This is a genomic window from Salmonella sp. SAL04196, assembly GCF_046550835.1.
Lineage (GTDB): Bacteria > Pseudomonadota > Gammaproteobacteria > Enterobacterales > Enterobacteriaceae > Salmonella > Salmonella enterica.
Window position 1 is genome coordinate 115,155 of record NZ_JBGDXE010000004.1, and the last position, 22,466, is coordinate 137,620.

The 22,466-nt window shown below is 54.8% G+C and carries 24 protein-coding genes; 12 read left to right on the top strand and 12 right to left on the bottom strand.

Features of this window, described 5'->3' with window-relative positions:
- From livG to livK, 4 genes are read right to left on the bottom strand one after another with little or no spacing between them, the layout of a single operon-like run.
- The gene (gene livG, locus ACLJPE_RS15670; protein ID WP_000082083.1) at positions 1-768 is read right to left on the bottom strand and encodes a high-affinity branched-chain amino acid ABC transporter ATP-binding protein LivG; all 768 of its coding nucleotides are present in this window, start codon (positions 766-768) and stop codon (positions 1-3) included.
- Entirely contained in the window at positions 765-2,042 is a 1,278-nt protein-coding gene (livM, locus tag ACLJPE_RS15675) for a branched chain amino acid ABC transporter permease LivM (RefSeq protein WP_000803764.1), read from the bottom strand. Before livM ends, livG begins: the two co-directional genes overlap by 4 nt.
- Entirely contained in the window at positions 2,039-2,965 is a 927-nt protein-coding gene (livH, locus tag ACLJPE_RS15680) for a high-affinity branched-chain amino acid ABC transporter permease LivH (RefSeq protein ID WP_000003007.1), read from the bottom strand. The genes livM and livH overlap by 4 nt, the downstream gene beginning before the upstream one ends.
- A 59-nt stretch (positions 2,966-3,024) precedes the next feature.
- Positions 3,025-4,134, bottom strand: coding sequence for a high-affinity branched-chain amino acid ABC transporter substrate-binding protein LivK (gene livK / locus ACLJPE_RS15685; protein ID WP_000822976.1), 1,110 nt, complete (start codon positions 4,132-4,134; stop codon positions 3,025-3,027).
- Between the two features lie 420 nt (positions 4,135-4,554).
- Between livK and panM the strand changes: the two genes are divergently transcribed.
- Together panM and ACLJPE_RS15695 are read left to right on the top strand one after the other, a co-directional pair.
- Positions 4,555-4,938 (top strand): aspartate 1-decarboxylase autocleavage activator PanM, encoded by a 384-nt coding sequence (panM, locus tag ACLJPE_RS15690; RefSeq protein WP_000778873.1) that lies wholly within the window; start codon positions 4,555-4,557, stop codon positions 4,936-4,938.
- Positions 4,916-5,050 (top strand): hypothetical protein, encoded by a 135-nt coding sequence (locus ACLJPE_RS15695; protein ID WP_001517957.1) that lies wholly within the window; start codon positions 4,916-4,918, stop codon positions 5,048-5,050. Before panM ends, ACLJPE_RS15695 begins: the two co-directional genes overlap by 23 nt.
- A gap of 83 nt (positions 5,051-5,133) precedes the next feature.
- Here ACLJPE_RS15695 and livJ read toward each other — a convergent pair whose 3' ends face one another.
- From livJ to ftsY, 5 genes are all read right to left on the bottom strand, one after another.
- Positions 5,134-6,237: a branched chain amino acid ABC transporter substrate-binding protein LivJ gene (gene livJ / locus ACLJPE_RS15700; protein ID WP_001528146.1), complete on the bottom strand. Its 1,104-nt coding sequence runs from the start codon at positions 6,235-6,237 to the stop codon at positions 5,134-5,136.
- A gap of 321 nt (positions 6,238-6,558) precedes the next feature.
- Entirely contained in the window at positions 6,559-7,413 is an 855-nt protein-coding gene (gene rpoH, locus ACLJPE_RS15705) for an RNA polymerase sigma factor RpoH (protein WP_000159621.1), read from the bottom strand.
- Positions 7,414-7,658: 245 nt separating this feature from the next.
- Positions 7,659-8,714 carry a permease-like cell division protein FtsX gene (gene ftsX, locus ACLJPE_RS15710; RefSeq protein ID WP_001081707.1) on the bottom strand — a complete coding sequence of 352 codons (1,056 nt, stop codon included), beginning with the start codon at positions 8,712-8,714 and terminating at the stop codon, positions 7,659-7,661.
- Positions 8,707-9,375: a cell division ATP-binding protein FtsE gene (gene ftsE / locus ACLJPE_RS15715; RefSeq protein WP_000617729.1), complete on the bottom strand. Its 669-nt coding sequence runs from the start codon at positions 9,373-9,375 to the stop codon at positions 8,707-8,709. Before ftsE ends, ftsX begins: the two co-directional genes overlap by 8 nt.
- A gap of 2 nt (positions 9,376-9,377) precedes the next feature.
- Positions 9,378-10,853 (bottom strand): signal recognition particle-docking protein FtsY, encoded by a 1,476-nt coding sequence (ftsY, locus tag ACLJPE_RS15720; RefSeq protein WP_023213327.1) that lies wholly within the window; start codon positions 10,851-10,853, stop codon positions 9,378-9,380.
- Between the two features lie 125 nt (positions 10,854-10,978).
- Here ftsY and rsmD point away from each other — a divergent pair, with 125 nt between their 5' ends.
- Together rsmD and ACLJPE_RS15730 are read left to right on the top strand one after the other, a co-directional pair.
- The gene (gene rsmD, locus ACLJPE_RS15725) at positions 10,979-11,575 is read left to right on the top strand and encodes a 16S rRNA (guanine(966)-N(2))-methyltransferase (protein WP_000753844.1); all 597 of its coding nucleotides are present in this window, start codon (positions 10,979-10,981) and stop codon (positions 11,573-11,575) included.
- Complete coding sequence (locus ACLJPE_RS15730; protein WP_000906762.1) at positions 11,565-11,834, top strand: DUF1145 family protein; 270 nt, start codon at positions 11,565-11,567, stop codon at positions 11,832-11,834. The genes rsmD and ACLJPE_RS15730 overlap by 11 nt, the downstream gene beginning before the upstream one ends.
- Positions 11,835-11,855: 21 nt before the next feature.
- On the opposite strand, the gene ACLJPE_RS15735 is transcribed toward ACLJPE_RS15730, so the two are convergent.
- A complete protein-coding gene (locus ACLJPE_RS15735; RefSeq protein WP_000042850.1) occupies positions 11,856-12,227 on the bottom strand; it encodes a DUF2500 domain-containing protein in 372 nt (123 codons plus the stop codon).
- Between the two features lie 141 nt (positions 12,228-12,368).
- On the opposite strand from ACLJPE_RS15735, the gene ACLJPE_RS15740 reads away from it, so the two are divergent.
- From ACLJPE_RS15740 to tcp, 3 genes are all read left to right on the top strand, one after another.
- Complete coding sequence (locus ACLJPE_RS15740) at positions 12,369-12,995, top strand: lysoplasmalogenase (protein WP_000964735.1); 627 nt, start codon at positions 12,369-12,371, stop codon at positions 12,993-12,995.
- A gap of 80 nt (positions 12,996-13,075) precedes the next feature.
- Positions 13,076-15,274: a Zn(II)/Cd(II)/Pb(II) translocating P-type ATPase ZntA gene (zntA, locus tag ACLJPE_RS15745; protein WP_023215175.1), complete on the top strand. Its 2,199-nt coding sequence runs from the start codon at positions 13,076-13,078 to the stop codon at positions 15,272-15,274.
- A 199-nt stretch (positions 15,275-15,473) separates the two neighbouring features.
- Positions 15,474-17,117, top strand: a complete 1,644-nt coding sequence (tcp, locus tag ACLJPE_RS15750) for a methyl-accepting chemotaxis citrate transducer (protein WP_023215176.1) — start codon at positions 15,474-15,476, stop codon at positions 17,115-17,117.
- A 23-nt stretch (positions 17,118-17,140) separates the two neighbouring features.
- Here the strand turns inward: tcp and tusA are convergent, their stop codons facing one another.
- On the bottom strand, positions 17,141-17,386 hold the full coding sequence (gene tusA / locus ACLJPE_RS15755) for a sulfurtransferase TusA (protein WP_001541054.1): 246 nt from the start codon (positions 17,384-17,386) through the stop codon (positions 17,141-17,143).
- A 169-nt stretch (positions 17,387-17,555) separates the two neighbouring features.
- Between tusA and ACLJPE_RS15760 the strand changes: the two genes are divergently transcribed.
- Together ACLJPE_RS15760 and ACLJPE_RS15765 are read left to right on the top strand one after the other, a co-directional pair.
- Positions 17,556-18,221 carry a 7-cyano-7-deazaguanine/7-aminomethyl-7-deazaguanine transporter gene (locus tag ACLJPE_RS15760; RefSeq protein WP_001531644.1) on the top strand — a complete coding sequence of 222 codons (666 nt, stop codon included), beginning with the start codon at positions 17,556-17,558 and terminating at the stop codon, positions 18,219-18,221.
- 72 nt (positions 18,222-18,293) lie between these two features.
- Positions 18,294-18,851 carry a DcrB family lipoprotein gene (locus ACLJPE_RS15765; RefSeq protein ID WP_001245278.1) on the top strand — a complete coding sequence of 186 codons (558 nt, stop codon included), beginning with the start codon at positions 18,294-18,296 and terminating at the stop codon, positions 18,849-18,851.
- A 3-nt stretch (positions 18,852-18,854) separates the two neighbouring features.
- Here ACLJPE_RS15765 and ACLJPE_RS15770 read toward each other — a convergent pair whose 3' ends face one another.
- The gene (locus tag ACLJPE_RS15770) at positions 18,855-20,114 is read right to left on the bottom strand and encodes an MFS transporter (protein WP_077905455.1); all 1,260 of its coding nucleotides are present in this window, start codon (positions 20,112-20,114) and stop codon (positions 18,855-18,857) included.
- A gap of 89 nt (positions 20,115-20,203) precedes the next feature.
- Between ACLJPE_RS15770 and ACLJPE_RS15775 the strand changes: the two genes are divergently transcribed.
- The 3 genes from ACLJPE_RS15775 (at position 20,204) to nikR (ending at position 22,376) form a co-directional block, all read left to right on the top strand.
- Positions 20,204-21,253 carry an AI-2E family transporter gene (locus ACLJPE_RS15775; RefSeq protein ID WP_000179588.1) on the top strand — a complete coding sequence of 350 codons (1,050 nt, stop codon included), beginning with the start codon at positions 20,204-20,206 and terminating at the stop codon, positions 21,251-21,253.
- Positions 21,254-21,304: 51 nt separating this feature from the next.
- Entirely contained in the window at positions 21,305-21,883 is a 579-nt protein-coding gene (acpT, locus tag ACLJPE_RS15780) for a 4'-phosphopantetheinyl transferase AcpT (RefSeq protein ID WP_000284366.1), read from the top strand.
- 91 nt (positions 21,884-21,974) lie between these two features.
- Positions 21,975-22,376 carry a nickel-responsive transcriptional regulator NikR gene (nikR, locus tag ACLJPE_RS15785; protein WP_001190057.1) on the top strand — a complete coding sequence of 134 codons (402 nt, stop codon included), beginning with the start codon at positions 21,975-21,977 and terminating at the stop codon, positions 22,374-22,376.
- The last annotated feature ends 90 nt before the right edge of the window (positions 22,377-22,466 follow it).

Genomic DNA, 22,466 nt, shown 5'->3' on the forward strand with positions numbered 1-22,466 from the left:
TTATGCCTCACCCAGATAAGCGCGGATGACGTCCGGGTTGTTGCGGATCTCTTCTGGCGTGCCGTTCGCCAGCGGCGTGCCCTGGTTCACCACGTAAATGCGATCGGAAATGCCCATCACCAGCTTCATATCGTGTTCAATCAGTAATATGGTGGTGTTGTGATGGTTACGTAGTTCGGCAATCAGCTCATCCAGCTCTTTGGTCTCTTTCGGGTTAAGACCAGCCGCCGGTTCGTCGAGCATCAGAATTTCTGGCTGCGTCACCATGCAGCGGGCAATCTCCAGCCGGCGCTGGTCGCCGTAGGCCAGATTACTGGCTTGGCGGTTGGCATGTTCCAGCAGGCCAATACGCTCAAGCCAGGTCGCCGCGCGGTCCAGCGCTTCGCTTTGCGCGCGGCGGAAAGCGGGCGTTTTCAACAGGCCGGAAAAGAGGCCCGTTTTCAGTTGCTGGTGCTGCGCCACCAGCAGGTTTTCAATCACCGTCATTTCGCGAAACAGGCGAACATGCTGGAAAGTACGTACCACGCCCATGCGGGCGATCTGCTGGCCCGGCAATCCTTCCAGATGCCGCTCGCGCAACGTGATCGTACCGCCTGTCGGCTTATAAAAACCGGTCAGGCAGTTAAACACCGTCGTTTTACCCGCGCCGTTAGGGCCAATCAGCGACACAATTTCCCGCTCACGCAATTCCAGCGATACATTGTTGACCGCCAGCAAACCGCCAAAGCGCATCATCAGGCCGTTAACCGCTAATAATGGCTGACTCATGCCTGCTCTCCTTTCGCCTGACCACTTTTCAGCTTCAACTGCGGACGCGTCATCGGCAGCAATCCCTGCGGGCGCCAGATCATCATCAACACCATCAAACCGCCGAGCATCAACATGCTGTATTCGTTGAAGTCGCGCATCAGCTCGCGCGACACCACCAACAGAACCGCCGCCAGGATCACCGCAAACTGCGAGCCCATTCCGCCCAGCACCACAATCGCCAGCACGAAGGCGGATTCGGCGAAGGTGAAGGATTCCGGGCTGACAAAGCCCTGGCGGGCGGCAAACAACGTCCCGGCGAAACCGGCAAACGCGGCGCTGATAGTAAAAGCGGTCAGCTTGATGCGCGTCGGGCTTAAACCTAATGAGCGACAGGCGATCTCATCTTCACGCAACGCTTCCCACGCCCGGCCCAGCGGCATACGCAGCAGGCGGTTAATGACAAACAGCGACAGGACCACCAGCAACAGGGCCACTAGATAGAGGAAAATGACCCGATCGGATGGGTCGTACTTCACGCCAAAGAAATTGCTGAAGGTATCCCAGCCGCCTTCGCGGGTGTTGCGGCTAAACTCCAGACCAAACAGCGTCGGTTTGGGGATCTGACTGATGCCGTTCGGGCCGCCGGTAATTTCAGTGTTGTTGAGCAGCAGGATACGGACGATTTCGCCGAAGCCGAGCGTCACAATCGCCAGATAGTCGCCGCGCAGACGCAGTACCGGGAAGCCGAGCAGGAAACCAGCGGCGGCGGAGACCAGTCCCGCCAGCGGCAGGCAGGTCCAGAAACCCAAACCATAATAGTGGTTGAGCAGCGCAAAGGTATAAGCGCCGATGGCGTAAAAGCCGCCGTAGCCCAATACCAGCAGGCCGGACAGCCCCACCACCACGTTCAGCCCCAGACCGAGGATGATATAAATCATGGTCATAGTGGCGATATCCACGCTACCGCGCGACACCATAAACGGCCACGCCACGGCGATAACCAGCAACGCCATCAGAAACAGCTTTTGCTTAACGGTAGAGCCATCGATCGCCGGCAGAATAAACTTCGGTCCGGAGACGTGCTTCACCGCTTTCTGGAACATCGGACGCAGCAACTGAAAGAAAAAAACCACTGCCGTACCGATAAAGATCCACTGCCAACGGATGTCGGCGGCGGTATCCACCACCAGTTTGGTGCCGTCCAGCTCCAGTTGTACGCCCATGAAGACGCCAGCCAGAACGAAGAACATCGCCGCAGAGAACAGAGCCATCGCAATATGCATCGGTTTCATACTTTCTCTACCTCCGGACGCCCCAGGATACCGGTCGGCATCACCAGCAGTACCAGAATCAGCAGAGCGAACGACACGACATCTTTATATTCGGTACTTAAATATGCAGACGAGAGCGCTTCGGCAACGCCCAAAATCAGACCGCCGATCATCGCGCCCGGAATGCTGCCAATACCGCCCAGCACCGCCGCGGTGAACGCTTTCATCCCGGCCATAAAACCGATGTAGGGGTTAATCACGCCGTAAAATTGCCCAAGCAGCACACCCGCCACCGCCGCCATTGCCGCGCCGATAACAAACGTTAGCGCAATGACGCGGTCGGTATTAATGCCGAGCAGGCTGGCCATTTTCAGATCCTCCGCGCAGGCGCGGCAGGCGCGGCCCATCCGGGAGTAGCGAATGAAAATGGTGAGCGCCAGCATAGCCAGAAAGGTGACTATCCAGATAACCGCCTGCATGGTGGTGATGGACGCGGAAAAGTTTTCGCTGCTGCCCACAATCCACTGGCCGTTAAACAGGCTGGGTAACGCCACGTCGCGCGAACCTTCCGTCAGGCTGACGTAGTTTTGCAGAAAGATAGACATCCCGATGGCGGAAATCAGGGCGATCAGGCGCTTGGAGTTGCGCACAGGCCGGTAAGCGACTCGCTCGATACTCCAGCCGTAGGCGCTGGCAATAATAATCGCGCCGATAAATCCGGCGGCCACCAGGAGCCAACTGGTGTCTATTCCCATCATCATTAGCGCGGCGATTATCATAAAAGAGACGTAGCTGCCGATCATATACACCTCGCCATGAGCGAAGTTGATCATGCCGATAATGCCGTACACCATCGTATAACCGATAGCAATCAGCGCGTAGGTGCTCCCCAGCGTGACGCCGTTAAACATCTGCTGCAAGAAATAGAGAAACTGCTCGGACATAAGGTAACCTTTTTAAACCCGCCCGGCGTGCGGGCGGTGGGATAACTTATCTTCTGGCATTACTTCGCGACGGTTGACGAGCCGTCGGCGTGCCACTGGAAGACGCCAAATTCAAATCCCTTAAGATCGCCTTTTTCATCCCATTTCAGCGGCCCAATAACGGTATCAGCCCCGTTAGCTTTAAGATCTTTCACCAGATCCAGCGGAGCATGGCTGGCGCTACGCGTCATTGCGGTCGCCAGCGACTGGACGGCGGCGTAGGTGATCCAGACATACGGACCGCTGGGATCTTTCTTGTCGGCTTTCAGCGCCTCAACAATCGCTTTATTCGCCGGGTCCTGGTCATAACGTTTTGGCATCGTCACCAACATGCCTTCCGCCGCACCGCCCGCAATATTGGACAGCGACGCGTTACCCACGCCTTCCGGCCCCATAAATTGCGTTTTCAGGCCATTAGCCCGCGCCTGGCGCAGCATTTGCCCCATTTCCGGGTAGTAGCCGCCGTAATACACAAAGTCGATATTCTCTTTTTGCAAGCGGGCAATCAGGGCGGAGAAATCTTTTTCGCCGGCGGTAATACCATCAAAAAAGACAATATTGGCATTGCCTTGCTTCAGGCCATCCTGCACGGAGCGCGCCAGTCCTTCGCCGTATTGCTGTTTATCGTGAATGATAGCGATGCGCTGCGGTTTCACCGTTTCCAGGATATATTTCGCGGCTGTTGGCCCCTGGGAGGAGTCCAGGCCGGCGGTACGCATAATGTACTGATAGCCGCGCTGGGTCAGCTCCGGGTTAGTCGCCCCTGGGGAGATCATCAGAATACCTTCATCTTCATAGATATCGGATGCTGGCTGAGTAGAAGAAGAACACAAGTGACCAATAACGTACTGAATACCGTCGTTAACGATTTTGTTGGCCACCGCCACCGCCTGTTTTGGATCGCAGGCATCATCGTACTCTACGCCGACCAGCTTATCGCCTTTAATACCGCCTTTAGCGTTGATGTCTTTAATGGCCTGGCGCGCGCCGTTAAATTCCATATCGCCCCATTGCGCTACCGGGCCGGACATCGCCCCGACTATGGCGACTTTAATATCATCTGCCATTGCCCCCTGCGAGACTGCTAATGCAACAATCCCTGCGATTATTGTTTTCGCTTTCCGTTTCATGTGCCTGTATCCCCATTCGTGATGTTATATGTTTTGTTTTTTGCTGGTTAAAAAGCAGACTGTACTTTTTATAAATGGTGCGCTTTTTACTGACTCATTAATGAGTTAGCGCAGCATTTAAAGCATAATAAGATTAAAATCTCTATTTTTCAGTCTATTAAGGAAAGATAATATTCTGCTTTTCGCTATAGATAAACAAAAAAAGCACGCTTGTCAGCATAAAATAACGGCATATTAAGCGGAATAATTCACTAGCATTCAGGGAATTATGCTGCCTGTTTTCCATTCTCTAATGCTTCAAACTGTAATTATCGTTGTTAAAAAATTAATAACCTGGTAAATGACACAAAAAAGAGAAAGCATCTGGCCTGCCTGTTTCGGTACACTGATCGCATCTTTTGAAATCGGGACAAGCCGTCGATGAAGCTGACTATCCTTCGTTTAGAACACTTTAGCGCTCAGGATCAGATCGATCTGGGCAAAATCTGGCCGGAATATTCCGCCTCCTCATTAAGCGTAGATGAAACGCACCGGATTTATGCCGCGCGGTTTAACGAGCGTTTGTTGGGCGCCGTAAGAGTGACGCTGAGCGGAACGCAGGGCGCGCTGGATTCCTTACGCGTGCGTGAAATCACCCGTCGTCGCGGCGTCGGGCAATACCTGGTAGAAGAAGTCATCCGCGATAATCCCAACGTCTCGTCGTGGTGGATGGCGGATGTCGGTGTTGAAGACCGCAGCGTGATGGCCGCGTTTATGCAGGCGTTAGGTTTTACCGCCCAGCATGACGGCTGGGAGAAGCGCTAAAAGAAAGCCGGATGGCGCTGACGCTTATCCGGCCTACATGCCGGGAGAAAAGATAAAAACCACCTCGCAATTTTCCAAGAATTTCGCGTTGCAGGCAGGCGGCAAGTTATGAAATCCCCGGGAGCTTACATAAGTAAGTGACCGGGGTTGAATAACGTAGCCAACGCACCTGCAGCGCGAAAGGCGCCAGGAAAATTACTTAGCGTCTGTCGCCGTACCGTTCGCATGCCAGTCAAATACGCCGAACTCAAATCCTTTCAGATCGCCTTTCTCATCCCACGACAGCGGTCCCATTACGGTGTCGACCGTGGCGCCTTTCAGGTATTTGGCAATTTCCGCCGGATCGTCGGAGTGGTTCAGCCCCGCCTGTAAGGATTGCAGCGCGGCGTAGGTGGTCCACACGAATGCGCCGCTAGGATCTTGTTTCTTGGCTTTGATGGCATCCACAATCGGTTTGTTCGCCGGCACCTGATCGTAGTTCTTCGGTTTGGTGACCAGTAAGCCTTCCGCTGACTCTCCGGCGATGTTAGACAGCGAGACGTTCGCCACCCCTTCCGGCCCCATAAACTGGGTTTTCAGCCCTGCGGCGCGAGACTGGCGCAGGATCTGCCCCATTTCCGGGTGATAACCGCCGTAGTAGACAAAGTCGATATTCTCTTTTTTCAGACGCGCTACCAGAGTGGAGAAATCTTTTTCGCCGGCAGTGATGCCGTCAAAGAATACGACGTTAACGCCGCCTTTCTTCAGACCGTCCTGCACCGCGCGCGCCAGCCCTTCGCCGTACTGCTGCTTATCGTGGATAATCGCGATGCGCTGCGGTTTTACCTTCTCCAGAATATACTTTGCCGCCGTTGGCCCCTGGTCAGAGTCCAGACCGGTGGTACGCAAAATCAGGTTATAGCCGCGTGCGGTCAGCTCCGGCGCGGTCGCCGCCGGGGTTATCATCAGGATGCCTTCGTCTTCGTAGATATCAGACGCTGGCTGTGTGGAAGAGGAGCATAAGTGACCGATAACATACTTGATGCCGTCGTTCACCACTTTGTTAGCGACAGCTACCGCCTGTTTCGGGTCACAGGCGTCGTCATATTTCACCGCGACGAGCTTATCGCCTTTAATACCGCCTTTCGCATTGATATCGGCAATTGCCTGTTCCGCACCGGTAAACTCCTGATCGCCATACTGCGCTACCGGACCGGACATCGCGCCGACAACCGCGACTTTAATGTCCTCTGCGAATGCCATATGGCTTAATGACAGGGCGATACATCCTGCCAATAACGTTTTACCCTTCATATTCATCCTGATAATCCCCATTATTCTGGTTGTTACGTGTGTTGTGGTGTTATTGTTCAGCACTTTATTTCGATTATTGGCTAGCTACCCGTGCTTTAGCAGCATACTCTGCTAAAACATACCCGATTTTTATTACTTTGGAATAGCTAAATTTACATTCAGATAACAGATTTGTGTCGGTGGGGGAGAGGAAGGGCCCGTAGGCCCGATAAGCGAAGCGCCATCGGGCAAACGTGTTGCCGGATGGCAGCGTAAACGCCTTATCCGGCCTACAAAAAACAAAACCCCCGAATTCACATTCGAGGGTTCATTGGCAATTCGCGAAGATTACGCTTCGATCGCAGCGCGAAGCTTTTTCATGGCGTTCTTTTCAAGCTGGCGCACACGCTCAGCGGAGACGCCGTAACGATCGGCCAGCTCCTGCAACGTAGACTTATTGTCTTCGTCCAGCCAGCGAGCGCGGATAATATCCTGGCTACGCTCGTCGAGCCCCTGCATCGCATCGGTCAGTCGGTTGGCGGCCTGCTCTTCCCAGTTATCGTCTTCAATGCCGTCGGCAAAGTTAGACGATTTATCCTGCAGATACAGCACCGGCGCCATTGGCTGGCTGTCGGACTCATCGTCCGAAGACATGTCAAACGTCATGTCCTGCGCCGCCATACGCGACTCCATCTCACGCACGTCTTTACTGGAAACACCCAGTTCGCGCGCCACCATTTCAACCTCATCCTGATTAAACCAGCCCAGACGCTGCTTGGTTTTACGCAGATTAAAGAACAGCTTACGCTGCGCTTTCGTGGTTGCGACTTTAACGATACGCCAGTTACGCAGCACGTATTCGTGAATTTCTGCTTTAATCCAGTGTACGGCGAAGGAAACCAGGCGCACGCCTACTTCCGGGTTAAAACGACGTACGGCTTTCATCAGGCCGATGTTGCCTTCCTGGATCAAATCCGCCTGCGGCAGACCATAGCCCGCATAGTTACGAGCAATATGAACAACAAAGCGCAGGTGAGACAGGATCAGCGTTTTAGCTGCTTCCAGATCGCCCTGGTAATGCAGCCTTTCAGCCAATGCCCGCTCCTCGTCAGCCGATAACATCGGCCACGCGTTCGCCGCCCGGATATAAGATTCCAGGTTGCCAACAGGGGCTAAAGCTAAATTTTGCATTTCTTTGGTCATTCAAATCCTCTCAATCAGTATTGCCTGGCACCGTCAGCGAGCAACAACCGTGCCAAAGCCGATGAGCAACGAGAATATCACCCACTCTTTTATCAGACAGTGATTTTATCCACAAGTTCAATGTAACACTGTGCATAATTTGCACAAATCTTGTGACATAAAGATGACGCGCGGGGAAGAGACAACAGGGACTCTTTCCCTGCGAACGGAAGCCCATTGCAGGGAAAGATTATACCACGATTTTATCAATCGGGAGTAAAGTGACGTAAATGTTGCACCGTGGCCAGCCAGGCGGCGATCCAGCCAATCATGGAACAGACCAGCAGCAGCAACAGGCACTCATCGAACGATAAGCCATTGAGATCAAACTTCGTGCCGAAGACCTGCGCCACTTCAGTCACCGCCGATGATAAACGCATCACCAAAATTTCAGACAATATCAGTGAAAGAAACGCGCCGGAAAAACCGAGCAACGCGCCGCCATAGAGGAACGGACGCAGGATAAAGCCATCGGTCGCGCCAATCAGCTTTTGCACGTTAATGGTATCGCGACGGGCAAAAATGCTCAGGCGCACGCTGTTGCCGATAACGAGGAAGACCGCCGCGACCATCAGCACGCCAATCATCGCCGACACGCGGCCCACCAGCCCGGTGAGCGCCGCCAGGCGCGCAAACCAGCTATCATCCATGCGGACTTCGTCAATGCCGTTAATCTGCGAGATACGGTCGCGCAGCGTATTAAGCGAGGCGGTACTCTGGAAGTCCAGCTTGGGGATCACCACCGCCACCGCCGGCAGCGGGTTCTCTTCCAGCATATCCAGCGCGCCGCCAAAACCCGACCAGTTGCGGAATTCTCCCAGCGCGTCCTCACGGGACAGGTAGTTGACCTTCTCAACGCCCTGCTCGGCCTGAAGCTGCCCAACAACCCGCGCCGCCGCGTCATCATCCAGCGTTTTTTGCAGATAAACGGTGATCTGCGGCGACGGATAGTACTGAGTCGCCGCCTGGTTGACGTTCTTATAGACCATGTAACAGACGCTGGGCAGCGTCAGGGAGATGGCGATCACCATCACCGTCAGAAACGTCGCCAGCGGTTTGCTTTTCAGATCTTGCAGCGCGCCGTGCCAGGCATAGCGCACCTGTTCATTAAAGACATTTGTTTTACGTGAGTTCGGTTTCGGCGTCGGCTTCTGGCGTCCTGGCGCGTTGCGCCCGCCGCCTGTTCCGCCGCGAGACTTACGCAGTCGATCCAACCGTCCGCCGAACTGCCTGATTTGGTTAATCGCGTCGCGCCTATTCATTGGCCAGGCCTCCATGCAGATGTCCATCGCTCAGGACGAGCTGCCTATAGGAACGACGGGAGATAAGTCCAATATCGTGCGTCGCCATCAGTACCGTCACCCCTACGCGGTTAAACTCTTCAAACAGACGTAAAATCCCTTCCGACAACGCGTCGTCCAGGTTCCCGGTCGGTTCATCCGCCAGCAATACCGCTGGCTTATTGACCACCGCGCGGGCGATGCCCACGCGCTGTTGTTCGCCTCCGGAGAGTTGAATCGGGAAGTTTCTCGCTTTGTCCAGTAGTCCAACCTTATCCAGCGCCGCCGACACACGACGACGGATATCATCGCCGCTGGCGCCGGCAATGATTAACGGTATCGCCACATTGTCATAGACCGTGCGATCCATCAGCAGATGGTGATCCTGGAAAATCATCCCAATCTGGCGGCGCAAAAACGGCACTTCGCGGTTTTTCAGGCGCGTAATATCATGCCCGCTGAAGAAGATTTTGCCGGCGCTGGGCCGCTCAATCCCACAGATTAGCTTCAGCAGGGTACTTTTCCCCGCGCCGGAGTGGCCGGTCAGAAACGCCATCTCGCCTGGCCGCATATGGAATGTCACTCCCTGCAGCGCTTGTCTCCCGCCGAGATAGGCCTTGCTGACATGTTCAAAGCGAATCATTGTTAATCCTCTCGGGCAAAAAGTGCCTCAATAAAATCGTCCGCCTTAAACGGACGCAAATCCTCGATACGTTCGCCCACGCCAATGTAACGAATAGGAATGCCAAACTGGTCAGCTACCGAGAAAATCACCCCGCCTTTCGCCGTACCGTCCAGCTTGGTCAGGGTAATACCGGTTAAGCCTACCGCTTCATGGAACAGTTTGGCCTGGCTTACCGCGTTCTGTCCGGTGCTGGCGTCAATGGTCAGCATAACTTCATGTGGCGCTTCTTCGTCCAGCTTTTTCATGACGCGAACGATTTTTTTCAGCTCTTCCATCAGGTGCGACTTGTTCTGCAAACGCCCTGCCGTATCGGCAATTAATACATCCACATTACGCGCCTTCGCGGCCTGGATAGCGTCAAAAATCACCGAGGCGGAGTCCGCGCCGGTATGCTGGGCGATAACCGGAATGTTGTTACGCTGTCCCCAGACCTGTAGCTGTTCGACCGCCGCCGCGCGGAAAGTATCCCCCGCCGCCAGCATCACTGATTTACCCTGCTGCTCAAACTGGCGCGCCAGTTTACCGATAGTAGTGGTTTTACCCACGCCGTTCACGCCAACCATCAGAATAACAAAAGGCGTTTTACCTTCAATATTAAGCGGTTCGTCTACCTTCGCCAGAATCTCGCCCATCTCGTCTTTCAACAGACCATACAGCGCCTCGGCATCTTTAAGCTGTTTGCGGCTGGCGCCTTCCGTCAGATTAGCGATAATCTTACGCGTGGTTTCTACCCCGACATCAGCGATGAGCAACTGCTCTTCCAGCTCCTCGAACAAATCATCGTCGATTTTCTTGCCGCGGAACAGACTGATAAATCCGGAACCGAGATTTTCTTTGGTTTTCAGCAGGCTGCGTTTCAGGCGGGCAAAGAAACCTTCTTTAGTCGGTTTTTCCTGCTCCTGAACGATCGCTTCCACCGGCGCGTCTTCTTCCGCTGGCGGAACAACCATCACCGCCTCTTCCGCCGCCTGAGCGGCCAGCGCCTGCGCTTCCAGCTCTTCGTCGGTGAATTTCGCCGCGTTTTCGCCCTCTTCTTCTACCGCGGCAATGACCTCTACGGTTTCCGCTTCGGCCTGCCACTCTTCCGGCGAGATAGCCTCGTCTTTGACCTCTTCCGGCAGCGGCAATTCTTCGCGTTCCACCGCGATCTGCGGCGCTGCCGTCTCAACAGCCGTCGCGGGCTCCGGCTCTACCGGCTGCGGTTTTTCGCTCTCCTGAACTTTCTCAGTAACGTCCACCACCTCTTCCGCAAAGGCTTCGGTTTCTGCTTTGCTGTGCGCGGGCGTTTGCGCATCTACGTCTGCCGCCGTTTCAACAGGGGGCTCAACCGGTCGTTGTTCCTCAACAATCTGTTGTTCTTCGGTCTGTTCCTGCTTCTGCTCTTTATCACCGAAGCCCAACCAGGAAAAGAAGCCACGTTTTTTCTGTTTTGCCATCTGCGACTACACCCCTCGCGGCGCTATATACATGGAAGCTAAAAAAATGATGAAATAGTCTATCACTTAACTTAATTCACATCACCGCCTGGAATAACTTGCAACAGGCGGTTCGAGCAAGAGAAATGAAAAAAACGACTCACTCTGGCAGCGGCCAAATCCGCATTATTGGCGGGCAATGGCGTGGCCGTAAATTACCGGTTCCGGACAGCCCGGGTCTGCGTCCCACCACCGATCGCGTGCGCGAAACGTTATTTAACTGGCTGGCTCCGGTAATGGTAGACGCCCATTGTCTGGATTGCTTTGCCGGCAGCGGCGCTCTGGGCCTGGAGGCGCTATCGCGTTATGCGGCCCAGGCAACGTTACTGGAAATGGATCGCGCCGTATCGCAGCAGTTGCAAAAAAATCTGGCGACGCTGAAAGCCAACAATGCTCGCGTCGTCAATACCAATACTCTGGCCTTCCTCAGCCAGCCGGGAACGCCGCATCACGTCGTCTTTGTCGACCCGCCGTTTCGTAAAGGGCTGCTGGAAGAGACGTTACAATTGCTGGAAACCCAGGGATGGCTGGCCGACGACGCGCTAATCTACGTAGAAAGCGAGGTGGAAAACGGTCTGCCGCCCGTTCCGGCGAACTGGGCATTGTATCGAGAAAAGGTGGCCGGACAGGTCGCTTATCGTCTGTATCAGCGCGACGCGCAAGGAGAAAATGATGTTGATTAATCTGGGCCGCTTATTAATGCTCTTCGTGTGGGCATTTTTGATTCTTAATCTGGTGCAACCCTTCCCGCGCCCGCTCAATATCTTCGTCAACGTGGCGTTGGTGTTCATGGCGCTGATGCACGGTATGCAGTTGGCGTTGCTGAAATCAACGATACCGAAAGAGGGTCCGCAGATGACGACGGGAGAGAAAATCCGCATTTTCCTGTTCGGCGTGTTTGAGCTGCTGGTCTGGCAGAAGAAGTTTAAGAACAAAAAATAACGTTTGCTGCCGGATGACGGTTTATTCGTTATCCGGGGTACGGCTAACAAACCCGACGAACCGCGTTCCCTTATAGCTCAGCGTACCTTGATCGCCCACCGTCAAAGCGTGGTACTGCTGCGCTTGTAAACGGAACGTTTTTTCCAGACCGCCATTGAGCGGCTTAAAACTTGCCTCATAGCGCATACTGGTTCCCGCCGGGCTCACTTCCTGCTGGCGAGAGCGTCGGTCATTAACCGGCTTCTCCCGTTTATTGCTGACCACGACCAGCTTTTGCTGTAACGGCGCCGCCTCATTAGCGGCTTTTTCCCGCCGTTGCTGAACGAAGCGGAACGACGCGGCAACTACGATTAATGCAATGATTATAATGAAGAAAAGCGGTGGCTTACTCATACTGTTAACCTGTCAGAAAATGCGGAAATAAGCATACCCTGCCCGTTATAGTGTTGTCATCTGACCGTCACGGCCTCTACACTGAATAATAGAGCCGCAAGCATACCGTTTGCGAAAAAATAACGAATTCAAGGAATTAAGATGCTTTGGTCGTTTATCGCTGTCTGCCTGTCCGCATGGCTGTATGTGGACGCCTCCTATCGCGGGCCAGCCTGGCAACGCTGGGTTTTTAAGCCCGTCACGTTATTACTGTTGCTGTTACTGGCCTGGCAAGCGCCGATGTTTGACGCCATCAGTTATCTTGTGTTGGCCGGGCTGTGCGCCTCGCTGGTCGGCGATGCGTTAACGCTCTTACCGCGTCAACGCCTGCTGTACGCCGTCGGGGCATTTTTCTTATCGCATCTGCTCTACACCATTTACTTTGCCAGCCAAATGACGTTGTCGTTCTTCTGGCCGCTGCCGCTGGCGTTACTGATAGTCGGCGCGTTGCTTATCGCCGTTATCTGGACGCGACTGGAGGAGCTACGCTGGCCGGTGTGTACTTTTATCGCCATGACTCTGGTCATGGTCTGGCTGGCGGGCGAACTGTGGTTCTTCCGCCCAACGGCGCCAGCCCTTTCGGCCTTTACCGGCGCGACGCTGCTGTTTATCGGCAATATCGTCTGGCTGGGTAGCCATTACCGCCGCCGTTTCCGGGCGGATAACGCGATTGCCGCCGCCTGCTACTTTGCCGGACACTTCCTGATTGTTCGCTCGCTGTACCTGTAAATAATAGCGCTTGACTCTGGAGTCGACTCCAGAGTGTATCCTCCGGTTAATGAGAAAATTATCATCAACCGGAGGACGTTATGTCGACCCCTGATACCGATGGCAAAAAAGTCCCGCCCTTTACCTCCTTCAGATTAGCCCCGGCAATACAGAAGGCCGATAGCTGCTGCTGCGAAGAACATTGCGCGTCCAGCGCGCCTGTTTCTACTGCCGTGGCAGGCACGCGCTATACCTGGAAAATCTCCGGCATGGACTGCGCCGCCTGCGCTCGAAAAGTGGAGAATGCGGTACGCCAAATTCGCGGCGTCAACCAGGCGCAAGTGCTGTTCGCCACCGAAAAGTTAGTGGTCGATGCCGACACCGACCTCCGCGCGCAAATTGAACGCACCGTACAGAAGGCGGGTTATACCTTGCGTAGCGAAGATTCGCGCGACGCCGCGCCTGAATCTCGTCTTAAAGAGAACCTGCCGCTTATTACGCTGATCATTATGATGGCGATAAGCTGGGGGCTGGAGCAATTTAACCACCCGTTCGGCCAACTGGCCTTTATCGTCACCACTCTGGTCGGTCTGTATCCTATTGCCCGCCAGGCGCTGCGGCTGATGAAAAGCGGCAGTTGGTTCGCTATTGAAACGCTGATGAGCGTCGCCGCCATTGGCGCGCTGTTTATTGGCGCGACGGCGGAGGCGGCAATGGTATTGCTGCTGTTCCTCATCGGCGAGCGCCTGGAAGGATGGGCCGCCAGCCGCGCCCGTAAAGGCGTCAGCGCGTTAATGGCGCTTAAACCGGAAACGGCGACCCGTCTGCGCGACGGCGTACGGGAAGAGGTCGCTATTAATACCCTGCGACCGGGCGATATTATCGAAGTCGCCGCCGGGGGGCGTTTACCCGCCGACGGTAAACTGGTTTCCGGTTTCGCCAGCTTTGATGAAAGCGCGCTCACCGGCGAGTCTATCCCAGTGGAGCGCGCAACGGGCGACAAAGTCCCGGCAGGCGCGACCAGCGTTGACCGTCTCGTCACCCTGGAGGTGCTATCTGAACCTGGCGCCAGCGCGATTGACCGTATCCTGACGCTGATTGAAGAGGCGGAAGAGCGCCGTGCGCCCATTGAGCGGTTTATTGACCGTTTCAGCCGCATCTATACGCCAGTCATTATGGTCATCGCGCTGCTGGTGACGCTTATTCCGCCGCTGATGTTCGATGGCGGCTGGCAGGAGTGGATTTATAAAGGGCTGACGCTGCTGCTCATCGGTTGCCCGTGCGCGCTGGTGATCTCCACGCCCGCGGCCATTACCTCCGGGCTGGCGGCGGCGGCACGGCGCGGCGCATTGATTAAAGGCGGCGCAGCGCTGGAGCAACTGGGCCGTATCACGCAGGTCGCCTTTGATAAAACCGGTACGTTGACCATCGGTAAACCACGGGTGACGGCGATTCATCCGGCAAGCGGTATCAGCGAGGCTGAACTGTTGGCGCTGGCGGCAGCCGTAGAACAAGGCGCTACGCACCCGCTGGCGCAGGCTATTGTCCGCGAAGCGCAGACACGCGATCTGGCGATCCCGACGGCGGAATCGCAGCGAACGCTGGCCGGCACCGGAATTGAAGCGCAGGTTAACGGCGAACGTATTCTGATTTGCGCGGCGGGAAAACAGCCTGCGGCAGCGTTTGCCGGGCAAATTAGCGAACTGGAAAACGCCGGGCAGACGGTGGTTCTGGTGCTGCGTAACGAGACCGTACTTGGCGTCCTCGCCCTCCAGGATACGTTGCGTGACGATGCGCGCGACGCCATCCGCGATCTGCATCAGTTAGGCGTTAACGGCGTGATTCTGACTGGCGATAACCCACGGGCGGCGGCAGCGATTGCCGGCGAGCTGGATCTGGCGTTTAAAGCCGGGCTACTGCCGGAAGACAAGGTGCGGGCAGTCACCGCCCTTAACCAACAAGCGCCGCTGGCAATGGTGGGCGACGGCATTAATGATGCGCCCGCGATGAAAGCCGCCAGTATCGGAATTGCGATGGGCAGCGGTACTGACGTCGCGCTGGAAACGGCTGACGCCGCCCTTACTCATAACCGTCTGCGCGGGTTAGCGCAGATGATTACGCTGGCGCGCGCTACCCACGCGAATATCCGGCAGAACATCACCATTGCGCTGGGGCTGAAAGCTATTTTCCTGGTGACGACGCTACTGGGTTTTACCGGGCTATGGCTGGCAATCCTGGCGGATACGGGGGCCACGGTATTGGTGACCGCCAATGCGCTACGTTTGCTGCGTAAAAACTAATCTTCTCCCACCCGGCGGCGTCGTGTCGCCGGGTTATCCCGCGATATTCCTTTCTTTGTACATATTATTCACGCGAAAATTATTTATTTTCTATTACTTATCAAACCATTAATCAGAAATAGCGTGATTTGATGTAAGGTTAATTTTTATCCAACCGATATTGATCATACCGTCTACAAAATAAGGAATGTTAGGCACTATGAAAAATATCAAAGTCATCACCGGCGTTATCGCGACGCTGGGCATATTTAGCGCCTTATTGTTGGTGACAGGAATACTGTTTTATTCCGCCGTCAGCAGCGATCGGCTGAATTTCCAGAATGCGAGCGCACTGAGTTACCAACAACAGGAACTGGGCGGCAGTTTTCAGACATTGATTGAAACCCGCGTCACTATTAACCGCGTGGCGATACGCATGTTAAAAAATCAGCGCGATCCCGCCTCGCTGGACGCCATGAACACGCTGTTAACCAACGCTGGCGCGTCGCTCAACGAAGCGGAAAAGCATTTCAACAACTACGTGAACTCCGAAGCGATCGCGGGAAAAGATCCGGCGTTGGATGCCCAGGCCGAAGCCAGCTTCAAGCAGATGTATGACGTTTTGCAGCAGTCTATCCACTATCTTAAAGCCGATAATTACGCCGCCTATGGCAACCTCGACGCGCAAAAAGCGCAGGATGACATGGAGCAGGTATATAACCAGTGGCTCTCTCAAAATGCGCAATTAATAAAATTAGCCAGCGATCAGAATCAGAGCAGTTTTACCCAGATGCAATGGACGCTGGGGATAATTCTACTTATCGTACTCATCGTGCTGGCGTTTATCTGGCTGGGGCTGCAACGCGTTCTACTCCGCCCGCTGCAACGGATTATGGCGCACATTCAAACTATCGCCGACGGCGATCTTACCCATGAGATAGAGGCCGAAGGACGCAGTGAAATGGGCCAACTGGCCGCCGGTCTCAAAACGATGCAGCAGTCGTTAATCCGTACCGTCAGCGCGGTGCGCGATAACGCAGACTCTATCTATACTGGCGCAGGCGAAATTTCCGCCGGCAGCAGCGACCTCTCTTCCCGTACCGAACAGCAGGCCTCGGCGCTGGAGGAGACCGCCGCCAGCATGGAACAGTTAACCGCCACGGTACGGCAAAACACCGATAACGCACGCCAGGCGACGGGTCTGGCGAAAACCGCATCAGAAACCGCGCGTAAAGGAGGACGCGTGGTGGATAACGTAGTGAACACCATGAACGATATCGCCGAAAGCTCGGAAAAAATCGTGGACATCACCAGCGTGATTGACGGTATCGCCTTCCAGACTAATATCCTGGCGCTGAACGCCGCGGTAGAAGCCGCCCGCGCCGGCGAACAGGGGCGAGGATTCGCGGTCGTGGCCGGAGAGGTACGCACGTTGGCCAGCCGTAGCGCGCAGGCCGCCAAAGAGATCAAAGTGCTGATTGAAAACTCCGTGTCGCGCATTGATACCGGCTCTACGCAGGTACGCGAAGCGGGAGAAACCATGAAAGAGATCGTTAACGCCGTGACCCGCGTGACCGATATTATGGGCGAAATCGCCTCTGCCTCCGATGAGCAAAGCAAAGGCATTGAGCAGGTGGCGCAGGCGGTATCGGAAATGGACAGCGTGACGCAGCAAAACGCCTCGCTGGTAGAGGAATCCGCAGCAGCGGCAGCGGCGCTGGAAGATCAGGCTAACGAACTTCGTCAGGCGGTCGCCGCGTTCCGCATCCAGAAACAGCCTCGTCGGGAGGCGTCGCCAACGCCGTTAAGCAAAGGTTTAACGCCACAGCCCGCCGCAGAACAGGCGAACTGGGAAAGCTTCTAATCAGAATGCTATCTGCCGTGCGGTTAATGCGCTTTACGCAATAAATAGCGGTACGGCAGACCCTCCGTCTCTTGCGCCAGCAAATCGTGTTCCATAAAGGTACAGAACCCCGGAATATCACGCGTTGTCGCCGGATCGTCGGCGATAATCAGCAATGTTTCGCCAGTTTGCATGTTGCGCACCGTTTTGCGCACCATCATTACCGGTTCAGGGCAACGCAGCCCCAGGGCGTCAAGCGTATGGTCAGGGGAGGAAAACAGATCGCTCATCTTCGTCTCAATGGTAGAAAAACGGCGATATTTTACGCCCATCTTCGTCAGTAAGCCAGGCAGGTTAACGATTGCGTGAAAATTAGCCATTGCAATGCCAGCGCAAAACAGTATTATGCGGCGGTTCTTTATTGGGTTCCCTCACCCCATCCAACAAAAAGGTCACAATATGACTCCGTTTACACAATCACAGCGCATAAAAGCGTTGTTCTGGCTATCGCTATTCCATTTACTGGTGATCATTTCCAGTAACTATCTGGTGCAGCTCCCCATCACTATTTTTGGTTTCCACACGACCTGGGGCGCGTTTAGTTTTCCTTTTATTTTTCTCGCCACCGATCTTACCGTGCGTATTTTTGGCGCACCGCTGGCGCGCCGCATTATCTTCGCCGTCATGATCCCCGCGCTGCTGGTGTCGTATGTGGTGTCATCGCTGTTCTATATGGGCGCCTGGCAAGGTTTCGCCGCGTTGGCGAACTTTAATCTGTTTGTCGCCCGTATCGCCGCCGCCAGCTTTATGGCCTACGCGCTGGGACAGATCCTTGATGTCCATGTGTTTAACCGCCTGCGCCAAAATCGTCGCTGGTGGCTGGCGCCGACCGCTTCAACGCTGTTTGGCAATATCAGCGATACCCTTGCCTTTTTCTTCATTGCGTTCTGGCGAAGCCCCGATGCCTTTATGGCCGAGCACTGGATGGAAATTGCGCTGGTGGATTATTGCTTTAAGGTGCTCATCAGCATTATTTTCTTCCTGCCGATGTACGGCGTTCTACTGAATATGTTGCTGAAAAAGCTGGCAGATAAATCTGAAATTTCCCCATTACCGGCAAGTTAAAGGTTCGTTTTCCGAGTTGTGATAAGATGAGCGAATGAGCCGTTATGGCCGTTTATCGAAAGGAAGAAGTCAATGCGCAATTTGGTTAAATATGCCGGTATTGGCCTGCTGGTTATGGGGCTTGCGGCCTGTGATAACAACGATACAAAAGCGTCGGCAGAAAGCGCCGCCGCAGAAAGCCAGGCCTCCGGTCAGCCCATCAGCCTGATGGATGGCAAACTCAGTTTCTCACTGCCGGCGGATATGACCGATCAAAGCGGTAAGCTGGGCACCCAGGCGAATAATATGCACGTTTATTCTGACCCGACGGGCCAGAAAGCGGTGATTGTTATCGTCGGCGATAATACCGATGAAGCGTTGCCGGTGCTGGCGAACCGCCTGCTTGAGCAACAGCGTAGCCGCGACCCGCAGCTTCAGGTCGTCACCAATAAGTCTATTGAGCTCAAAGGCCATACGTTGCAACAACTGGACAGCATTATCTCCGCGAAAGGCCAGACGGCGTACTCTTCCATCGTGCTGGGCAAAGTGGATAACCAATTGCTGACGATTCAGGTCACGCTGCCTGCGGACAATCAGCAAAAAGCGCAAACCACGGCTGAAAACATCATCAATACGTTGGTTGTTAAATAACCTTTACGACGATGATGCGGCCTCCGGCAGTGCAGACGGAGGCCGTTTTTTTAAGCGCCAGGTCAGCAATAGCGCCATCGCTACCAGCCCGGCCGCCGCCAGATAAATCACCGGCACGCCCGCCCAGGTCATCACCAGCCCCGCCAGCGGCCCGGTCACCCCCAAAGACATATCCATAAAGACGGTATAGGTCGCCAGCGCCGCACCCTGGTTCTGCGGCGGCACGGCTTTGACGGCCACCACGCCCAGCGCCGGAAAGACCAGCGAAAACCCCATCCCCGTGAGTAAAACGCCGATTTTTGCCATCCACGGCATGGCTGCCGTCCCCACCAGTAACAGACCAATAATCTCCACGCCAAAGCAGATCATGGCGACATTCAACCCGCCTAAACGATTGATGCCGTTAGGGAACAGCAAACGCGTGCCGACAAACGCGACGCTAAATAACGTGAGCGCAAAGGCGGCGCCATCCCAACCTTTAGCATCATAAAATAAGGTAATAAACGTCGCGATGACGCCAAACCCTGCCGAGGCCAGCGCCAACGCCATACCATACAGCCAGACACGCCCCAGCACCGCGCGAAACGGCAGCGGCTTGCCTTTGTTCGCCTTCACCGACGGACGTGGAAGCGCTAACAGTATCGCCAACAGCGCCACGCCCATCACCGTTAGCGCCAGTCCCTGTAACCCGCCCCAGGCATAACACAGCACGCCCAGCGGCGCGCCCATCGCCATTGCACCGTAGGTGACGATACCGTTCCAGGAGATGACCCGACCAATATGCAACGACCCGACGACGCCGACGCCCCACAGTGTCGAACCGGTGCCGGCAAAACTTTGCCCAATCCCCAAAATCACGCGACCCAGCCCCAGTAGCAACAAACTGATCAGCGGCCAGGCGCTGGCGATATCCGCCAGCAGGTAGCCGAGTCCGCTTAAAAAACAGCCGCATAAGCCAAAGACAACGATTTTTTTCGGCCCTAATACATCCGCATACCGCCCGGCATGGGGACGGCTTAACAGAGTGGCGAAGTATTGCAGGCTGATAATAAGCCCCGCCCAGAACGCGCTGAATCCCATCGCATCATGTACATAGCCGGGCAAGACGGCGAGCGGCAGGCCGATGGTCAGGTAGCTGGCAAAGTTAAACATCACAATGGAGACAATACGCAGATTGAGGCGCAATCCGTTTAGCGCCGGTTCAGCGACGGGTTCGGGCATGAGTATCACCGCATTTTTACAACATGTTTTCTTTTCTATCATGGCGCGCGGTGAAAATCAGTAGTGAGATTCAGATTATCGGTATCAGGGCAGCCGCTACACTTAGAAAAAAACACAACAAGGAAAACTTCATGGCAACCGCTCAACCCGACAAAACGGGTATGCATATTCTGCTGAAACTGGCCTCCCTGGTTATTATTCTCGCCGGGATTCATGCCGCGGCGGATATTATTGTACAACTCTTGCTGGCGCTCTTTTTTGCCATTGTTCTTAATCCATTAGTGACCTGGTTTATTCGTCGGGGCGTGAAGCGACCGCTGGCGATTACTATCGTGGTGGTCGTCATGCTGATCGTGCTTACCGCGCTGGTGGGTGTACTTGCTGCATCGCTTAATGAATTTATCGCTATGCTGCCTAAATACAGCAAGGAGCTGACGCGTAAGGTCTTACACCTTCAGGAGTTAATGCCCTTCCTGAATTTACATATGTCGCCGGAACGTATGCTCCGCGGGATGGATTCCGATAAAATCATGCTCTTCACCACAACATTAATGACCGGCGTATCGGGCGCGATGGCAAGCATTGTGCTGCTGGTGATGACCGTGGTTTTTATGCTGTTTGAGGTGCGTCACGTGCCTTATAAATTACGTTTCGCGCTAAACAATCCACAAATCCATATTGCCGGCCTGCACCGCGCCCTGAAAGGCGTCTCGCATTATCTGGCGCTGAAAACGCTGCTCAGTTTATGGACGGGCGCGATTATCTGGCTGGGACTGGCGTTAATGGATATTCAGTTTGCGCTAATGTGGGGCGTACTGGCCTTTTTGCTCAATTACGTTCCTAATATCGGCTCGGTGATTTCCGCCGTTCCCCCCATGATTCAGGCGCTGTTATTTAACGGTTTTTACGAGTGCGTACTGGTCGGCGCGCTCTTTTTGGTGGTCCATATGGTGATTGGCAACATTATGGAGCCACGCATGATGGGCCATCGTCTGGGAATGTCCACGCTGGTGGTATTTCTTTCGTTATTGGTCTGGGGATGGCTATTAGGCCCGGTCGGGATGCTCTTGTCCGTTCCTTTGACCAGCGTCTGCAAAATCTGGATGGAAACTACTAAAGGCGGCAGCAAACTGGCGATCTTGCTGGGGCCAGGCCGACCGAAAAGCCGTTTACCGGGATGAGGCGACAGATGCTACAATCTCCTCTTCTTCATAGGCAACGTTGGTCCTGATATGTACCAGATCGTTCTGGGAAAAGTGTCAACATTAAGCGCAGGTCAATTGCCCGACGCGTTAATCGCTCAGGCACCGCAGGGCGTTCGCCGGGCAAGCTGGCTGGCCGGGCGCGTGCTGCTTTCCCGTGCGCTCTCGCCGCTACCGGAGATGGTGTATGGCGAACAGGGTAAACCGGCTTTTTCCGCCGGAACGCCGCTGTGGTTTAACCTCAGCCATAGCGGCGACACTATTGCTCTGTTGCTTAGCGACGAAGGTGAAGTCGGCTGCGATATTGAAGTGATCCGCCCGCGCGATAACTGGCGTTCGCTGGCAAATGCGGTATTCAGCCTCGGCGAACATGCTGAAATGGAAGCGGAACGTCCGGAGCGACAACTGGCGGCCTTCTGGCGTATCTGGACGCGTAAAGAAGCCATCGTAAAACAACGCGGCGGCAGCGCCTGGCAAATCGTCAGCGTGGACAGCACGTTGCCCTCTGCCTTGTCGGTCAGCCAGTGTCAGCTCGATACGCTCAGTCTGGCAGTCTGTACCCCCACACCGTTTACGCTGACGCCGCAGACGATAACAAAAGCGTTATGACACATTAATTTTTCCCTCTGGCGGCGGACGTGTGTTACAAAATGCGGAGCTTCCCATGCGCCGACGCGCCATACCAAAAGGTTTAAGTCAGATGCAACGTGTCACCATCACCCTCGATGACGATTTACTGGAAACGCTGGACAGCCTGAGCCAGCGACGCGGCTATAACAATCGCTCCGAAGCGATCCGTGATATTCTGCGCGGCGCTCTGGCGCAGGAGGCCACCCAGGAACACGGTACACAAGGTTTCGCGGTACTTTCATATGTTTATGAACATGAGAAACGGGATTTAGCCAGCCGCATCGTCTCCACCCAGCATCATCATCATGATTTATCCGTCGCCACGCTGCACGTCCATATCAACCACGATGACTGTCTGGAGATCGCCGTTCTGAAGGGCGATATGGGCGACGTACAGCATTTTGCCGATGATGTTATCGCCCAGCGCGGCGTGCGCCACGGCCACTTGCAGTGTTTGCCGAAAGAAGACTAACGCCCCAGCGCCTTGCCGGGGGCGCTTCGCTTGCCCGGCCTACGCTCGCACGTCTGTCGTTTGTAGGCCAGATAAGGCGCAGCCGCCCTC

What these genes read in the sequence shown, in the direction of transcription:
- livG (WP_000082083.1), bottom strand. Translation starts at nt 768, where the DNA reads ATGAGTCAGCCATTATTAGCGGTTAACGGCCTGATGATGCGCTTTGGC.
- livM (WP_000803764.1), bottom strand. Translation starts at nt 2,042, where the DNA reads ATGAAACCGATGCATATTGCGATGGCTCTGTTCTCTGCGGCGATGTTC.
- livH (WP_000003007.1), bottom strand. Translation starts at nt 2,965, where the DNA reads ATGTCCGAGCAGTTTCTCTATTTCTTGCAGCAGATGTTTAACGGCGTC.
- livK (WP_000822976.1), bottom strand. Translation starts at nt 4,134, where the DNA reads ATGAAACGGAAAGCGAAAACAATAATCGCAGGGATTGTTGCATTAGCA.
- panM (WP_000778873.1), top strand. Translation starts at nt 4,555, where the DNA reads ATGAAGCTGACTATCCTTCGTTTAGAACACTTTAGCGCTCAGGATCAG.
- ACLJPE_RS15695 (WP_001517957.1), top strand. Translation starts at nt 4,916, where the DNA reads ATGACGGCTGGGAGAAGCGCTAAAAGAAAGCCGGATGGCGCTGACGCT.
- livJ (WP_001528146.1), bottom strand. Translation starts at nt 6,237, where the DNA reads ATGAATATGAAGGGTAAAACGTTATTGGCAGGATGTATCGCCCTGTCA.
- rpoH (WP_000159621.1), bottom strand. Translation starts at nt 7,413, where the DNA reads ATGACCAAAGAAATGCAAAATTTAGCTTTAGCCCCTGTTGGCAACCTG.
- ftsX (WP_001081707.1), bottom strand. Translation starts at nt 8,714, where the DNA reads ATGAATAGGCGCGACGCGATTAACCAAATCAGGCAGTTCGGCGGACGG.
- ftsE (WP_000617729.1), bottom strand. Translation starts at nt 9,375, where the DNA reads ATGATTCGCTTTGAACATGTCAGCAAGGCCTATCTCGGCGGGAGACAA.
- ftsY (WP_023213327.1), bottom strand. Translation starts at nt 10,853, where the DNA reads ATGGCAAAACAGAAAAAACGTGGCTTCTTTTCCTGGTTGGGCTTCGGT.
- rsmD (WP_000753844.1), top strand. Translation starts at nt 10,979, where the DNA reads ATGAAAAAAACGACTCACTCTGGCAGCGGCCAAATCCGCATTATTGGC.
- ACLJPE_RS15730 (WP_000906762.1), top strand. Translation starts at nt 11,565, where the DNA reads ATGTTGATTAATCTGGGCCGCTTATTAATGCTCTTCGTGTGGGCATTT.
- ACLJPE_RS15735 (WP_000042850.1), bottom strand. Translation starts at nt 12,227, where the DNA reads ATGAGTAAGCCACCGCTTTTCTTCATTATAATCATTGCATTAATCGTA.
- ACLJPE_RS15740 (WP_000964735.1), top strand. Translation starts at nt 12,369, where the DNA reads ATGCTTTGGTCGTTTATCGCTGTCTGCCTGTCCGCATGGCTGTATGTG.
- zntA (WP_023215175.1), top strand. Translation starts at nt 13,076, where the DNA reads ATGTCGACCCCTGATACCGATGGCAAAAAAGTCCCGCCCTTTACCTCC.
- tcp (WP_023215176.1), top strand. Translation starts at nt 15,474, where the DNA reads ATGAAAAATATCAAAGTCATCACCGGCGTTATCGCGACGCTGGGCATA.
- tusA (WP_001541054.1), bottom strand. Translation starts at nt 17,386, where the DNA reads ATGAGCGATCTGTTTTCCTCCCCTGACCATACGCTTGACGCCCTGGGG.
- ACLJPE_RS15760 (WP_001531644.1), top strand. Translation starts at nt 17,556, where the DNA reads ATGACTCCGTTTACACAATCACAGCGCATAAAAGCGTTGTTCTGGCTA.
- ACLJPE_RS15765 (WP_001245278.1), top strand. Translation starts at nt 18,294, where the DNA reads ATGCGCAATTTGGTTAAATATGCCGGTATTGGCCTGCTGGTTATGGGG.
- ACLJPE_RS15770 (WP_077905455.1), bottom strand. Translation starts at nt 20,114, where the DNA reads ATGATAGAAAAGAAAACATGTTGTAAAAATGCGGTGATACTCATGCCC.
- ACLJPE_RS15775 (WP_000179588.1), top strand. Translation starts at nt 20,204, where the DNA reads ATGGCAACCGCTCAACCCGACAAAACGGGTATGCATATTCTGCTGAAA.
- acpT (WP_000284366.1), top strand. Translation starts at nt 21,305, where the DNA reads ATGTACCAGATCGTTCTGGGAAAAGTGTCAACATTAAGCGCAGGTCAA.
- nikR (WP_001190057.1), top strand. Translation starts at nt 21,975, where the DNA reads ATGCAACGTGTCACCATCACCCTCGATGACGATTTACTGGAAACGCTG.